Annotated in this window: 15 protein-coding genes; 3 read left to right on the top strand and 12 right to left on the bottom strand. The window is 72.2% G+C overall.

Features of this window, described 5'->3' with window-relative positions; genetic code table 11:
* Nucleotides 1-8 precede the first annotated feature (8 nt).
* From E1181_RS06660 to E1181_RS06630, 7 genes are all read right to left on the bottom strand, one after another.
* Nucleotides 9-1,157, bottom strand: a complete 1,149-nt coding sequence (locus tag E1181_RS06660) for a WXG100 family type VII secretion target (RefSeq protein WP_132673026.1) — start codon at nucleotides 1,155-1,157, stop codon at nucleotides 9-11.
* Nucleotides 1,154-1,462: a type VII secretion target gene (locus E1181_RS06655; protein ID WP_132673025.1), complete on the bottom strand. Its 309-nt coding sequence runs from the start codon at nucleotides 1,460-1,462 to the stop codon at nucleotides 1,154-1,156. Before E1181_RS06655 ends, E1181_RS06660 begins: the two co-directional genes overlap by 4 nt.
* Nucleotides 1,462-1,863 (bottom strand): YbaB/EbfC family nucleoid-associated protein, encoded by a 402-nt coding sequence (locus E1181_RS06650; protein ID WP_132673023.1) that lies wholly within the window; start codon nucleotides 1,861-1,863, stop codon nucleotides 1,462-1,464. The genes E1181_RS06655 and E1181_RS06650 overlap by 1 nt, the downstream gene beginning before the upstream one ends.
* Nucleotides 1,864-1,881: 18 nt before the next feature.
* Nucleotides 1,882-2,697 carry an ESX secretion-associated protein EspG gene (locus E1181_RS06645; RefSeq protein ID WP_132673022.1) on the bottom strand — a complete coding sequence of 272 codons (816 nt, stop codon included), beginning with the start codon at nucleotides 2,695-2,697 and terminating at the stop codon, nucleotides 1,882-1,884.
* On the bottom strand, nucleotides 2,694-3,020 hold the full coding sequence (locus E1181_RS06640) for a type VII secretion target (protein WP_132673021.1): 327 nt from the start codon (nucleotides 3,018-3,020) through the stop codon (nucleotides 2,694-2,696). Before E1181_RS06640 ends, E1181_RS06645 begins: the two co-directional genes overlap by 4 nt.
* A 15-nt stretch (nucleotides 3,021-3,035) precedes the next feature.
* On the bottom strand, nucleotides 3,036-4,154 hold the full coding sequence (locus E1181_RS06635; RefSeq protein ID WP_132673020.1) for a WXG100 family type VII secretion target: 1,119 nt from the start codon (nucleotides 4,152-4,154) through the stop codon (nucleotides 3,036-3,038).
* A 326-nt stretch (nucleotides 4,155-4,480) separates the two neighbouring features.
* Complete coding sequence (locus tag E1181_RS06630; protein ID WP_132673018.1) at nucleotides 4,481-6,964, bottom strand: LuxR family transcriptional regulator; 2,484 nt, start codon at nucleotides 6,962-6,964, stop codon at nucleotides 4,481-4,483.
* A gap of 322 nt (nucleotides 6,965-7,286) precedes the next feature.
* On the opposite strand from E1181_RS06630, the gene E1181_RS06625 reads away from it, so the two are divergent.
* Nucleotides 7,287-7,976: a DUF4352 domain-containing protein gene (locus E1181_RS06625; protein ID WP_132673017.1), complete on the top strand. Its 690-nt coding sequence runs from the start codon at nucleotides 7,287-7,289 to the stop codon at nucleotides 7,974-7,976.
* On the opposite strand, the gene E1181_RS06620 is transcribed toward E1181_RS06625, so the two are convergent.
* Nucleotides 7,973-8,737, bottom strand: coding sequence for a PIG-L deacetylase family protein (locus E1181_RS06620; RefSeq protein WP_132673016.1), 765 nt, complete (start codon nucleotides 8,735-8,737; stop codon nucleotides 7,973-7,975). The two genes, E1181_RS06625 and E1181_RS06620, sit on opposite strands and share 4 nt — an antisense overlap.
* A gap of 122 nt (nucleotides 8,738-8,859) precedes the next feature.
* On the opposite strand from E1181_RS06620, the gene E1181_RS06615 reads away from it, so the two are divergent.
* Nucleotides 8,860-9,474: a hypothetical protein gene (locus tag E1181_RS06615; RefSeq protein WP_132673014.1), complete on the top strand. Its 615-nt coding sequence runs from the start codon at nucleotides 8,860-8,862 to the stop codon at nucleotides 9,472-9,474.
* Nucleotides 9,475-9,547: 73 nt separating this feature from the next.
* On the opposite strand, the gene E1181_RS06610 is transcribed toward E1181_RS06615, so the two are convergent.
* A complete protein-coding gene (locus E1181_RS06610; protein ID WP_132673013.1) occupies nucleotides 9,548-10,393 on the bottom strand; it encodes an NAD(P)H-binding protein in 846 nt (281 codons plus the stop codon).
* Nucleotides 10,390-10,809, bottom strand: a complete 420-nt coding sequence (locus E1181_RS06605) for a nuclear transport factor 2 family protein (protein WP_132673011.1) — start codon at nucleotides 10,807-10,809, stop codon at nucleotides 10,390-10,392. The genes E1181_RS06610 and E1181_RS06605 overlap by 4 nt, the downstream gene beginning before the upstream one ends.
* Before the next feature lie 151 nt (nucleotides 10,810-10,960).
* Between E1181_RS06605 and E1181_RS06600 the strand changes: the two genes are divergently transcribed.
* Entirely contained in the window at nucleotides 10,961-11,779 is an 819-nt protein-coding gene (locus E1181_RS06600; protein WP_132673010.1) for a helix-turn-helix transcriptional regulator, read from the top strand.
* A gap of 139 nt (nucleotides 11,780-11,918) precedes the next feature.
* On the opposite strand, the gene E1181_RS06595 is transcribed toward E1181_RS06600, so the two are convergent.
* On the bottom strand, nucleotides 11,919-13,265 hold the full coding sequence (locus tag E1181_RS06595) for a lipase family protein (RefSeq protein ID WP_132673009.1): 1,347 nt from the start codon (nucleotides 13,263-13,265) through the stop codon (nucleotides 11,919-11,921).
* Nucleotides 13,266-13,449: 184 nt separating this feature from the next.
* Nucleotides 13,450-14,304 carry a M15 family metallopeptidase gene (locus E1181_RS06590; protein WP_132673008.1) on the bottom strand — a complete coding sequence of 285 codons (855 nt, stop codon included), beginning with the start codon at nucleotides 14,302-14,304 and terminating at the stop codon, nucleotides 13,450-13,452.
* Nucleotides 14,305-14,349 lie beyond the last annotated feature (45 nt).

Genomic DNA, 14,349 nt, shown 5'->3' with positions numbered 1-14,349 from the left:
GCGCGGAATCAGCGACCCGACTGGTGCGGGCCGTACCGGGGGTCGTCCCGTTGCGGGAGGTCGAGCTCGCCCGACAGCCGCGCGGACAGCGACGAGGCGCGCTCGGGTTCGGAGTCCTGCTGCTGCTTGCGCTGCGGGGCGATCGGCGGCACGAAGCCACCGGCACCGGTGGGCGAGATCCCCGCGACGGCCGGATTCACCGCACCTGCGGCGGAAATCCCCGGAACCGGTCCGGCCTGCGCCGAACCTCCCGGGCTCGGGGTCATCTGCGGCGCACCCGCACCGCCGGGCATCGAGGCCGCGCTGGTCAGCCCGGGCGAGCTCGACGACCCGGTGCCGGTGGGAACCGAACCGGACTCGCCCATCGCGGCGGCGGAACCGCCGGGGGCGGTCGATCCGGCGGTGACCTGCTGCGCCTGGTCGGCGATTTTCGAGACGACGCCGCCGATGGCCCCGACCACCTTCATGACCTCGTCGACGTGCCCCAGCAGGCCCTGCGCGCTGGTGAGCAGGTTGCCCATGTGGCCCGAGATCCGGACGCCGCACTCGGTCGCGATCTGCACGACCTGCGGGATGGCCGCCGCGATGCTCCCGCCGAAGGTCGCCTGCGCTGCGGCGAGGGCCTGGTTCATGATGATGACGATCCGGCCGACCGCCTCGTTGACCAGGACCGTCACCTCGTTGGTGGTCTTGACGACCGCGTCGCCCATGCCCGCCAGGGCTTCGCCGAGCCCGGTGCTGGCCTCACCCATCCCCTTCAGGCCACCGACGAGCTCGGCCGCGGTCTTGAGGTACTCGGTGGCGGCAGCGCCGGACCAGCCGCTGGTCTCCGGACCCGCCGCCTGACCGTACGAGTCGGAGATCGAGGCGACGCCGCTCCCGGTGTCCCGCAGGCTCTGCGCGCTGGAGGCCACCGCGCCCGGATCACCCGCGAGCTGCTGCAACGGCTCCCCCAGGAACGGCACCAGGTCGGCCAGGAAACCGAATCCGGACCCGGCCAGCGCCGACAGCGGGTCGCCCGTGCCGCCAGCGGGTTCGGAACCGTAGTCGCCGGAGTCCCAGCCACCGCCGCGCACCGCGTCGTTGGTGGAGCGCACGTCGGCGACGAACCGCATGGTTCCCGCCGACCCCAGCGGAAGGCTCAGGTCCACGCTCATCGGACCTCCCCTCCGCGCAGCGCCGCGACGCCCTCGTCGTCGGCGCGCTGGTAGTCCTCGGCGCTGCCGGCGAGGCCCCGGCTCACGCTGTCCAGCGCTCCCGAGGCGTCCGAAACCGCTTGGGCGGCCCGGGAGATGGCGTCGCCGAGCCCGAGGGTGGCGAACTCCATGAACGTGCCGAGCGCGTTGCTCGCGGGCCCGCCGGTCATCGCTCCGGCCGCGGTCGACAGGCCGTCGGACAGGCCCGCCACGGTTCCGGCGTGGGCGCGGATCTGCTCGTGGTCGACGTGGAATTCGGTGCTCATCAGACGATCACCCTTGGGTTGTCGAAGAAGTCGTCGTCGTCCTGCGGCTCCGGCTCACCGGCGTCGACGGGCATGTTGTCCCGCACGAAGTCCAGGGCCGGGCCGTCGCCGAGGTAGTCGGTCATGATCTCCATGACGTGGGTGCCCACCCTCCGCTGCGCCTGCTGCGCGGTCGCGAGGATGAGCTGGGCGAGCTTCTCGGCCTCCATCGCGCGGGCCGCCGGGGTCAGCCGGATGTCCACCAGCGCACCGCTGGGCCCGACCTGCACCGAGATCTCCCCGCGCGGCGAGGAAGCCGTGCCGCTGACCTGCCCGAGCGCGGCACCGGAGGCCTTCGCGTCGGCCGCCGCGCGCGCCAGCGTCGCGTCGTAGTCCGCGAGCCACTGCTGTGCTGAGTTCACCGTGATTCCTCTCGAAGGTCAGCGCTGTTCGCGAGCGATCGCGACCAGGTCCGCCAGCGCCGCGCGCACGACCGCTGGCCGCAGCGGGTTGATGCTCACCCAGCCGCCGTCGGTCCGGCTCACCCGCAGCCGCCCGTGCGGACCGTCCAACCAGGACAGTTCCTGTCCCTGGCGCCGGTGCCCGCCACCGGTGCGCCGGGTGGCGCCGAGCTGGCCGCGACCGGTGAGCGCCGGGAGCACGCTGACCAGCCGGTCCAGCGACCCCGGATCGCCGCCGCAGTCCCGGACGAGTTCGCGGAAGCGCCGCCGCTTGGTGCTGTCGTCGTCGATGCGGTTGAGCTCGGCGACGTCGTCCACCACGCGTTGCGGGAGGTTGATCGGCATCGACCTCGCCGGTTCCCGGTCCGGCACGAGCGCGAAGAGCTCGTCGACCAGCGCGTTCGCGGGGATGCGGCGGATCCGCACGGTGGTGGCGGGATCGTCGTCCAGCGGCTGCTCGAAGAGCAGCGCCGAGGAGCGGTAGACCATCGCCAGGACACCCGTGGCCCCGGACTCGCCGACCACCACCAGGTCGACGGCGCCCCGGTGCTGCCGGAGCGCGTCGAGGAGTTCGGCGGCGGCTCCCGCCGGGCCGTCGGAGTCGGCGAGCCCGCGCGCCCGCAGCATGTGCCCGGCCGCGGCGAACAGCACCTCCCGCTCCCCTGCGATGCGTCCGAACGACGGGACGCGCAGCGGGAACGGCCAGCTCACCCCGGCGTGGGTGGCGAGCAGGTCGAGCTCGATCTGTCCGAAGTGGATCCCATCGCTGCGCGGACGGGTGAGCGCGGTCGTCATGTCGCCGTCCCCTCGGTGCCGCGGAGCGCGTCCGCGGCGGCGCTGTCGGTGTTCTCGTAGCCGGTGGCGGTCTCGTGCAGGGCGCTGTGGAAGTCGCCGAGCTCGGTGTGCGCCGCGGTGATCTCGCGGGTCAGCCCGGTCTCGCCCGCGCTCTGCCGCAGCCGCATCGCCAGGTGCAGGGCAGGTGGCGCGGTGCCCAGCATCGGCATCCGCTCGGCCAGCTCCCGCGCGGAGCTCACCAGCAGCTCGGTCTGCTCCCCGACCCTGGACAGCTCGCCGACCTGCGCGGTGAGGTTCTCGGTGGTGACTCGGTATCCGCTCAACGGTCCACTCCCGCCTCAGCCGATGACCGGCGCGCTGGCCGGTCGGTCGTCGTCGAAAAGTCCTTGGTCGATGGTGGGCAGCTTGTTCTCGTGCACCTGCTCGTCGTCGTCACCACCGGCGGCTCCTCGCGCGGGCGCCGCCCCGTTCGCACCGGCACCGGAAGCGCCGAGACCGCCGAACACGCCCCTCGCGCCGACCAGTCCGAGTCCCGCGCCCGCACGGCCCGCTCCGCCCAGCGGATCGGCTCCGCCGACCAACTTCGCCCACGGCGCTCCGCCGCCGGTGGCCGCTCCGCCGGCACCGGAGAACCCTGCCGCCGAGGTGGACGCGGGCGCCGACCCCCAGCCGGCGCCCTGCGCTCCCGCCGGAGCGATCGCGGCACTGCTGCGACGCAACGCGGCCTCGTACTGCGACATGACGTGCACCGCCTCCGCCTTCTTCTCGGCGGCGTTGGCGGAGGCCAGGAACATGCTGGTCCCGCCTGCGGCGGCGGCACCGACGGCCGCGCCGATCATGGCGCCGGGCACCGCACCGACACCTCCGGCAGCGGCACCGATGACGCCGCCGACCACCGCACCCGCGCCCGCCCCGGCGACGCCGGTGCCCATCACGGCCCCGGTCGCGTCACCGGGAGGCGGCGGCATCGAGTTCCGAGCGGAAGCCAGCGCGTCGCCCGCGTTCTGGGCGGCGTGGGACACGGTGCTCGCCCGCTCCCCCACGCCGGACGTCCTGTCGCCGATCTGCCCGAGCCTGCTGGTGGCCGCGTCGGCGGACTCGCTGGTCCAGTGCGTGCCCATCTCCGCGCGCTGCCGCTGCATCGCATCGGCGTGCCCGGCGAGTTCGGTGCTGTGCCTGCCCCATTCGTCGGCGACACCGGTGACGTCGGCGACGTCGGCGTTCTCCCACACCATCGCGTACAGCTGCTCGTGGGTGTAGGCGTTCCAGTTGGTGCCCTCGGGCGGGATCGGCGAGCCGAAGTAGCCCTCCCACACGTTGGTGAGGGTGCGCACGACGGGTTTTCCCACCTCGCCGACCGGCCCGGCCTCCTCGAGCACGGACGTGGTCGCCCTCGCCAGGTCCTGCACCCCCGCGGACGCCGCGGCGACGACGTTCACCTCTCCGGATTCGGTCATGTCCGGTTCTGCCTTCCTCTGATCGGCCGGTCCCCGCGGCCGAAGTCGCGGCGCTGGAAGGCGAAACGCGCCCGCTGCCCCCATGCCAGCGGCGCTCCTCCAGCGCGGTACCGAAAGATCATTAGAAGGCGGCGTCCGAAACATCGGTGATGTTGCTGATGTTCGCGCCGGAGCCCGTTCAGCAATGCGGCGCAGCCGCTGCTGAAGGTGCGGGACTCAACCGGCACCGCCGCGGGTTCTACGCCGCAACGCCGCGTATTCGCCTGGCGCACGGAGACCACGGAGCCGCTCAGGTTCCGCCACGCACGATGAGCCTGGAACAGCCCTCAAGAGCGGTCCCGGTACTTGACCGCTAGTTCGAGGCGGGAGGAGCAGTCGAGTTTGCGCAGGATGCGCGAGACGTGGGAGTCCACGGTGCGCACGGACAGGATCAGCCGCTCGGCGACCTCGCGGTTCGTCAGCCCCTGGGCGACGAGCTCGACCACCCGCATCTCGGCACCGGTGAGGCTGTCCCAGCCGTGCTTGGGACGTCCGCGCGGGCCGGACGCGCCCAGCTGCACCCCGTAGGAGCGCAGGTTGGCGGCCGTCCGGTCGATCTCCCGGTGGGCCGCCATCGCGGTGAACCCTTCGATCGCGCTCTGGTAGGCGGCTTTGGCGGCGTCGGATCTGCCGGAGGCGGCCAGCGCCACCGCCGCGTCCTGCGCGGCCTGGGCGGCGGCCAGCGGGGTGCTGTTGTCGGCGAAGTCCTGCGCGGCGGCGAGCAGCCGGTCCACGTCGCGATCAACCAGGCCCGTGCAGTAGCCGATCCTGCTGTCGTCCTCGTCGCTCCACTCCCGCATCCGGTCGATGAGGCGGCGGGCGAGGTCGCGTTCACCCCCGGCGACGGCGATGCGCACCAGCGGAACGCAGACCGGGGCGACCGAGCGGTCGTGGCGCATCCCGACGTCGTGGTCGACGACGTCGCGCACGACGTCCACCGCCCGCTTCAGGTCGCCGTCGACGCCGGCCACCACGGCGCGGGTGACCATCATCAAGGACTCGTAGAACATCGCCACGCCGTACAGGTCGGCTTCGTCGGCGAGTTCGGCGTGCACGCGCGCGGTCGGCAGGTCCCCGCGGTTCAGCAGGATCGTGGCCGCCACCGCGTGCAGCGGACCCGCCATGCCGTGCTGGTGCGGAAGCGCCAGCCCTTCCTCGACTTCGGCCAGCGCCCGGTCCCACTCGCCGAAGTTGAGCGCCGTCACGGCGGCGATGGTGTGCGTCCACGGCAGGAAGCCCAGGCCGAGTTCGCGGGCGACCGGCCGCGCCTGCTCGATGGTCTCGGTGACGGCGGGGTCGTGCTCGAGGTTCTGCAGCACCGCGCGCAGCAACCGGGACATCAGCCACTGCGCGCGGTCGTAGGCGGAGATCTCCAGCAGCACCGACGCGCGGTCCAGCTGCTCACCGGCAGCGGCGTAGTCGCGGAGCAGGCACTGCACGATGGCGCGGACGTTGCACAGGTAGATCTCGACGAGCGGGTCGTCGGCCGCCGCCCGGCTCGCCCGGGCCACCGCGCGTTGGGTGGCCTCCAGGTCTCCGGCCAGCAGGTGGGCGTAGGCGTCGAGCGCGGCGAGCCGTGCGGGCAGTTCCCCTTCTCGCCGTTCGGTTTCCCACACCGCCAGTGCCGCTTCGGCGTCGAACTCACCGTTGGCGATGACGCCCAGCACGACGAGCAGCCGGTGCCGGATGGCCTCGTCCGGGTCGGCCAGCAGACCTTCGGAAGCGGCCCTGCGCGCCTGCTCGGTCCGGCCGCTCCACAGCAGGGCCTCGACCCACGCCACCCGCAGCTCGGGCAGCCGCGGGTCGCCGGGCAGCAGCGCGGCCACCGCCCGCTCCAGCAATCGCGCCACGGCCGGTGTGGCTCGGGAGGACAGCTGGTGGGCGCGTGCGGCGAGCCAGTCGACGGTCCAGGGGTCCACCGGCGCGTGCACGAGGTGGTCGGCCACGCGCTCGGCGGGCGCTCCCCGGTCGGCGAGCGCGCGAGCCACCGAGCCGCGCACACCCGCCGAGGCGGCGGCGACGTCGTCGCGCACCAGCGGATATCGCACCCGCACCTGGCCGCCGGACTCGTCGACCAAGCCCCGAGCGGACATCCTCCCGACGGCGGAGAGCACGTCGCTCGGCGTCGCACCGGTCACCGCGGCGAGGTCGTCGACGGTGGCGGCGTCGCCTAGCAGCGCGGCGCAGCGCAACACGTGCACGTCGGAACCGGCCAGGTCCGCGGCCCAGGAGGTCACCTGCGCGACCCTGTCCGCGTCGTCGATCCGGCTCAGCAGCCACGGATTCCCCCCGGCTGCGGCCGCGTTCGGCAACGGCCCCTGGAGCATCGCGCTGACGGCGTCGTCCTCCAGCGGGGCCAGGTCGTGCACGATGGCGAACCGGTCGAGCGCGGCGAAGCGCTCCGGTGCGACGCCGCGATGCCGACCCACCACGACCAGCAGCGGGTGGCCGTAGATCTCCTCCGCGAGGCCGTGCAGCGTCAGCAGCGTTTCGTCGTCGGCGTGGTGCAGGTCGTCGACGACGACCATCGCGGGCTCGTCCCAGTCCGGCGTCCCGGCCGACAGCGAGGTGCGTCCGCTCGGCCGCAGCACCGGAACACGGTGGAGGTGCAGGCCGGAGTCCCGCATCGCCGCGAGGTGCGCTTCCAGCAGGGCCGTGACTCCGATGCCGGGGTCGGCCCGCACCACGACCAGCGACCCCTGCCCGACCTTCGCGGCCGAGGTGGCATCCGCCAGAACGCGCAACGAATCGTCCCGCCCGACGAGCGTCACGCCACCCCCAGCTCTCCCACGACCTTCCAGAACCAGACTACGGCGAACCCCACTGCCCCACACCGCCTTCGGCAGAACAGCGGCCAGGCTCCGCCGGCTCCTGCTCACCCGCGAGCAGCTGGCCTGGTCACATCGCCTGCGAGCACCGCACCCGGCGGTGGACCACGGACCAAAGACCCTTACGGTTGGCGATTTTCACGCGCTTACTTGCTAGGAACTCCGGAGTGGGGCCTCTGCCCATCGGACACCCCTCCTCAGCAGAACGACGCGACAGGGAACCGTCATGGCGCAGCAATCCGCTCCAATCCCTCCTCAGCCCCCGGTGGCACCGAAGAACGGATTCGGCATCACGGCCCTGGTGCTGGGCATCATCGCCCTGCTCTTCGCCTGGATTCCGTTCGTCGGTTTCATCGGCTTCGTCCTCGGCGTGCTGGCCATCGTGTTCGGTGGCGTCGCCGTCAACCGGGCGCACAAGAGGCTGGCGAACAACAAGGTGATGTCCTACTTCGGCCTCGCGCTGGGCGTGCTCGCGTTCGTGATCTCGATCGCGATCTTCGGCAGCGTCGTCAACTCGATCAGCTCCACCACACCACCACCCGCGAATGCTCCCACCGGCGAGGTGACCGAACACGCGTTCGGCGGAACGGCCACGTGGAGCGGTGGGGAGCAGATCACGGTGGCCGTTCCCCGTGCCGTGGCTGCGGACAATCCCTACCTCGGTCCCGCTGACGGCAAGCGCTGGATCGCGGTCGATGTGACCGTCACCAACACCGGCACCAGGCCCTACGACGTGATGAGCACCGCCTTCACCGCGCAGCACTCGAACCGGGTGGCGCAGGAGGCCTACATGTCGGAGGCGAACGACTCGCTTCCGAGCACCGAACTCGCTCCGGGGAGCAGTGTTTCGTTCATCAAGGTCTTCGAGATCGAGGACTCTGCAGGTGAGCTCAGGCTCTCGGTCAAGCCGAACGCCTTCGCCTCCACCACGGCGTACTTCACCGGCACCGTCTAACCCAGGTCTTCGAGGAAGTCTGGTGGGGAGTGGCGGTCCAGGGCTCGGAAGAGGACGGCGTGCTCGGTGCCGAGGAGCTTTCCGTTGGCGGCGAGGATCTTCGGGATGAAGTCCGCCGGGGCGGGGTGCTCCGGGATCGCGGCCAGGTAGGCGGCGTGGGCTTCCAGCGAGGCGACGCCGAGCTGCATCGGCCTGCCGGTGACGTCCACGCCGTGCGTCGCGTCCAGCTCCCCGGCCATCCCCGGGAGGAGGAACCAGCGGGTGCTCCACGTGTCGAGGCCGTCGTCGTCGATCTGCTCGGGGAAGATCCACCGGTTGCCCGCGTCGTTGATCGCGTCGATGGTCGCCAGACCCGCGACGCGGTGGTCGGACTGGTTGAACCCCATCGGCGTCTCGATCTCGTAGGGCGTGCCGACCACGGCGTCCGGTTTGAAGCGGCGGATCTCGCGGCAGATGTCGTGGCGGAGGTCCAGACCGTAGACCAGCACGCCGTCGGGGTGCTGCAGCACGGTGAGGTGTTCGACGCCGACGGTCTCGCACGCCGCCCGCTGCTCGGCCAAGCGCAGCGCCGCGGTCTCCTCCGGCTGGTTGGGCATGCCCGCTTCACCGCGCGTGAGCAGCAGGTATCCGACGTCGATGCCCCGCGACCTCCAGCGCGCGACGGCCGCCGAGGTGCCGTACTCCATGTCGTCCGGGTGTGCGACGACGCAGAGCACGCGCCGGAAGGTCTCATCGGGCAGAGCGGGCAACAACTCGGTCATCGCAACGAGCCCCCTCGGTTGGACGTGCCCCCGATTCTGCACCCGCGCCCACCTGCCCGCCGCAGGCAGCGAAGCCGTCGAACAGCAGTTTTCGCCGCGCGCGTTCCGGTAATCTTCGCCGCGTGCGGTGGTTTCTGGCGCAGGACCCGGTGAGCCCGTTGGAGACGACCTCCTGGCTCGGCAGCATCGGCTCGTTCGTGCTGGCCATCCCGGCCACGCTGCTGTCGATCTGGGCGTTCCGGCTCAGCTGGAGGCAGCAGCGCGAGCAGGAGCGGCAGGCGCGCGAAGCGTCGCGGGCCATGCAGCTGGTCGTCGACGAGCTGCGGGCCATCGCCACGACGATGGAGTCCGTCAGCCTCCAGCGCGACCCGGGCCCCGACCGGTCCGGCGCGGTCGCGATCAGCGAGTTCGAGGGCACCGATCCGCGGTTCACCCCGGTGCCGGCCGCCGAGGACGAGGATCGGGCCTTCGGCGGGGCTCCCGCGTCACCGCCCGGCTTCGGGTACGACCAGGGCTACTCGCCGCCGCCCGCTCCCCCGCAGCCGACGCCCGGAGGTGCGGAGCCGGGCGCTCTGCACTCGATCGCCAACAGGCTCGCCCGGATGGAGTTGGACGCGGAGTTCAACTCCCTCCGGTCGAGGGGCCGCCAGCGCAGGACGAACGTTCTCGCCGCGGTCTCGGCCGCCGTCGCCCTGAGCGCCTTCGGCGCCGGCCTGCTCAACGCGTTCCCGTGGTGATCCTCATGGGACTCCGACGATCACGGAGGCGCTGACCGCCGCGCTCGACGCGGCGGTGGCCGCTGCGGCACGGTCAAGCGTCGGACCACGCCGCCGCGTGGACGTCGGCGAACTCCTCGAAGGACCGGGGCGGGCGGCCGGTCAGGTCGAGAACCGCGGTGCTCACCTGGTCCTCCCGTCCCTCCCGGATGCCGTCCTCCACCGCCGCGATGCTCAACGCGAACTCCTCCGAGACGCCCGAAGCCCGGTAGTGGGCGACCTGCTCGTCCGTTCCGATCTCCACCAGGCGGACCTCGCGACCGGTGCGGGCGGTGATGATCGCCGCGGCGTCCCGGTAGCTCAGGGCCTTCGGACCGGTCAGCAGGTAATCGCTCTGACCTGCGCGTTCGGCGCCGGGCCGCAGCAGGGCGAACGCGGCGGCGGCGATGTCGTGCGCGTCGATCCACCCGACCCGTCCGTCCCCCGCGGCCGTGCGGATCTCACCGCGCCGCCGGATCCGCTCGCCCACCGGGTGCGGGCTGAGGAAGTTCTGCATGAACGCGGACGCGCGCAGCACGACCCAGCCCGGCTGGGCCCGGACCGCGTCCGCCATCTCCAGCGCGCTCGGCGCGTTCGGCAGCACGATGGCCGAACCCAGCAGCACCACGCGGGCCACCCCGAGGCGCTTCGCCTCGGCGAGGAACGGCGCGACCAGCGGCATCGGGTCCACCGAGTTCACCGGAGCCACCAGGAAGACCGAGTCCACGCCGCGCAGCGCGGGCGCGTGGGTGGCCGGGTCGTGCCAGTCGAACCGGATCGAGCTCGGGTCGCCGATCACCGGGTTGCGGCTGGCCACCCGCACCGGAACGTCGTCGGCGCGCAGGAGTTCCACCAGGGCGGTTCCGGTCTTCCCGGTTCCGCCGGTCACGAGAACGGTCATCGGGCGACCTCCGAGTTCAGCGATGCGACCAGCTCGGGCAGCGTTCCGGACGCCTCGGCGTTGGCCAGCGGGTTCCAGTAGTCGCGGAAGCGGGTGATCAGCCCGTCCTGGACGGTGATCACCACGACGTAGTCCATCCGGTAGGGCTTCCCGGTGCGCAAAGACCGCCCGGTCGCGTGGTACTCGACGATCGCGGTGTCCGGCCGCTGCGTGCGGTGCGCGGTGAACGCGGGAACTTCCCGCATGTCGTACACCTGCGGGAATTCGGCGAGGTATCGGCGGACTTCCTCGCGTCCGGCCAGGCTGCGCGGCGAATCCCCTGCGGCGAACGGGAACTCGGTGATGCCGTCCTCGGCCCACAGGTCGGCCACGGCGTCGGTGTCCTTCGCCAGCATCAGGTCCAGCAGTCTGCGCATCGTTTCTTCAGGAGTGCGCGGCATTGTCCCTCCAGCGCTCATCGGGTCGTGCCACCGAGCCTGGTCGCGGCGGTGCCGCTCGGGAACTGCCGGCTGAGCCCCGGAACGCCAGTGGGTGCCTGAGCTCCTCGGGCCGTGCCATTCTGATCGGGTGAGCAGAGCTGACCTGGCCGATTTCCTGCGCAGGCGGAGGGAGTCGCTGCACCCGGACCGGGTTCCGGCCGCCGTCGACCCGCCGGGGAAGCGGGCCCGGCGCACTCCGGGGCTGCGCCGCGAGGAGGTCGCCGCGCAGGCGGGCATCTCGGTCAACTACTACGAGCGGCTGGAGCAGGCCCGCGTCTCGCACCCGTCGCCCGAGGTGCTGGGCGCGCTGAGCGCGGCGCTGCGGCTCACCGACGCCGAGCGCGAGCACATGGCGCGGCTGGCCGGGCAGATCCCGCCCGCCACCGCCGAACGTCGGCCCGTCCCCGCCGAAACCCGCCGGATGCTGGACCAGCTCGGTCCGATCCCGGCCTACCTGGTCGACGAGCGGCAGGACATCGTGGCCTGGAACGACGCGGCGGTCGCGCTGATCACCGACTTCGGCCGGATCCCGGCCGAGGACCGCAACGCGCTGAAGCTGCCGCTGCTGCTGCGCGACACGCTCTGCTCCGCCCCGCCCGGCGAGGAGGGCGAGTTCGTCCAGCACACCGCGGCCCAGCTGCGCACGGCCAGCGCCCGCTACCCGACCGACCGCGCCCTGAGCGAGCTGATCAACGAGCTCGCCTCCCTCAGCCCGGATTTCGCCGCCGCCTGGCGGGACCACGACGTGCGCCCCAGGACGACCCTCCGCAAGCGCCTGCACCACCCCCGGCTGGGCGTGCTCGACTTCGACCTGCACACCCTGCTGCTGGCGGGCAGCAACCTCCAGCTCGTGATGTACACGGCCACCCCGAACACCCCTGCGGCCGAAGCCCTCACCCCGCGCTGAAGGTGTCGAGTCCCGTTGCCCGGGGGCGGTTTTGGACCGAACCGCCCGTGATCGAAGTCCGTTCCGCGGACCAAGAACCGCCCGGCTCACGCGAACGGGGCCACGAGCGCGTGCTCGTGGCCCCGTCGACTCGGATCGGTCAGGGCTGATCCGGCAGGGTGTTGCAGTTGTTGATCGCCGCCGCCCCGGAGAGGCGGTCGGTGAGCCACGAGATCGCGTTGCTCTGATCGGCCAGCAGCGGCGTGATGTGGTTGGTCAGCAGGCCCTTGCCGAGGTCCGGGATCTGGACGGGCTGGTAGGTGACCTCACCGCCCTGGTCGCACCAGTCCACGGCGAGCTGCCGGGCCTGGTCGTGCGGCACGATGTCGTCCTGCACGCCGGTGGCGACGCGGACGGCCGTGGCCGGCTTCCGGGTGCCGATGAGCTGGTCGTCGAGGACGTCCCGCACCGCCGGCTCGGCCTCGACGACCTCGCCGAGGGTCTGGCCGGTGGTGGTCCACTCGGAGCTGCGGCGGAAGGCGAAGCGCGCGATGCCGTCACCGATGCACGACGTGGACAGGGTTTCCAGCGCGGCCTTGCCGTCCGCGTTGAGGTACTCGTCGGCGACGGGCTGCAGCTCGGGGTGGGCCTGGATGAACCCGTTGAGCGACCATCCGAGCGCGCCGACCAGGGCGCTGCCGTCGATGCCTTCGACGACCTCGGTGAGGTTCGCGGGCGGAGCACCGACGTAGGCGCCGGCGAGCGCGACGTCCGGGGCGTAGCCGGGCTGCAGCTCGGTGGCGGAGGCAGTGGCCCCGCCGCCCTGGCTGTAGCCGTAGAGGGCGACGCGCGAGTCGGGCGTGACCGAGGCGTCGGGCAGCTGACGGGCCGCGCGCACGGCGTCGAGCACCGCGTGCCCGCCGTCGACGCGGTTGACGTAGGTGTGCAGCCGGTCGGTGGCGCCCAGGCCCACGTAGTCGGTGACGACCACGGCCGCGCCTTCAGCCAGCAACCGGTAGATCGCGATGTCCTCGTAGCCGACCGACACCGAGTTGCCGTCGAAGTTGATCGGGCGTTCCAGACCCATCGAGGCCGAGCAGGAGTCGCCCTGACCCATCGTCCCGGGCGCGACGGCCACCAGCGGGCGCGGACCCTCGCCGCGCCACGGCGCCGACGGCTCGATGTAGGCGCCGGTCACCGCTGCGGGCTGCCCGTTGGAGTCGGTCGTCTTGTACATCAGGCGGGTCGCCGTACCGGGCAGCTGCTTCCCGCCGATGCTGGGCAGGCTCAGCGCGAGCGGCAGCTCCTCGGTGCGCACCAGGGCGCCGTCGGCCGCGGGCAGTTCGGCGGGCGGGTCGTAGAACCCGGCGCTGACCATGCCGGGCGTGCTGGGCGCGTCGTCGGCGATCGCGGGCACGGCTTGCGAACCGACGATGACCAGCGACAACGCGGTGGCTGTGACCAGCCGTCGCGCCACGGCGGGCGGGTGGTGGGCGGATCGGGGCATGCGGTCGCTCCCTGCGTCATTGGATGGTGCGAACTGCGCGAGTCGATCGGGTCCGCGGCCGATCACCGCGACCCGTGCGCGTCGTCGACCGAGTCGACTTCTGGGGTGAACAACGACGCATCACGCGGAAAGTTGCGCAGTACAACGACGCTCGCTGCCCTGGCGAGAACTGGACAGTCGGCGCTCAGCGGAAGGCCGCGCTGTTGACGGGGAAGTCGAAGTACTCGTCCGGGAAGGGCTCCTGCGGCAGGTTGAAGTGCCACCACTCCCCCGTGTAGCCCTTCAGCCCGACGGCGGTGAGCGCGTCGTGCAGCCTCTCCCGGTTGGCGCGGGCCTCGCCGGTCACGCGCGGGTCGTCGGTGTGCGCCCTGTCGTCGAAGCAGTCGAAGCCGGTGCCCATGTCGACGCCGTTGTCCGGGAACCGCTGCCCCACCGGCGCCGTGCACGAGGCCAGCGGCTCGCCGGGCACGTAGGCGCGCTGCGGGGGCACGGGCAGCCGCACCAAGGTCAGGTCGACCGAGCTGCCCCGGCTGTGCCCGGAGTTCTCGGCGATGTAGCCCGCCGAGTACAGCTGCGACTTGTCCAGGCCCGGGTAGAACTCGTCCTTCATGCGCTGGTCACCGACGTCCTTCGCCCACTCGACGAACCGGTCGTCGGCCTGCTGCGGCCGGTAGCAGTCGTAGACCTTGAGCGTGTAGCCCTGAGCGACGAGGCCCCGCTGCGCCTCGCGCAGGGCCTCGGCCAGCTGGCGCGTCAGCACGCACATCGGCTCGTCGTACCCCGGAACGGGGTCGCCGGTGAAGTTGTGGGGCGTCGCGTACCGGACCTCCTCGACGATCGAGGGGTCGACGTCGCGCAGCCGCACGAACCCGTCAGGAGCCTGCTTCACCTGCGTCGCAGGCGCGGGCGGAGGTGCGGACGGGCTGGGCGCCGGGGGCGGTGCGGGCGCAGGTGGTGCTGGTGACGGCGGCGGTGCGGCCGTCCCGCACGCCGCCGTCACCAGCACGAACGCCACCACCGACATGAGCCCCCGAGTCATGCCGGTCACGATAGTTATCGTCGATCGGAGTCGCTTGCCGGGCGA

Origin of the sequence: Saccharopolyspora terrae, assembly GCF_004348435.1 — a bacterium.
GTDB lineage: Bacteria > Actinomycetota > Actinomycetes > Mycobacteriales > Pseudonocardiaceae > Saccharopolyspora > Saccharopolyspora endophytica.
The sequence above is the reverse complement of the archived record's forward strand: the minus strand, read 5'-3'. Positions and strand labels throughout refer to the sequence as shown.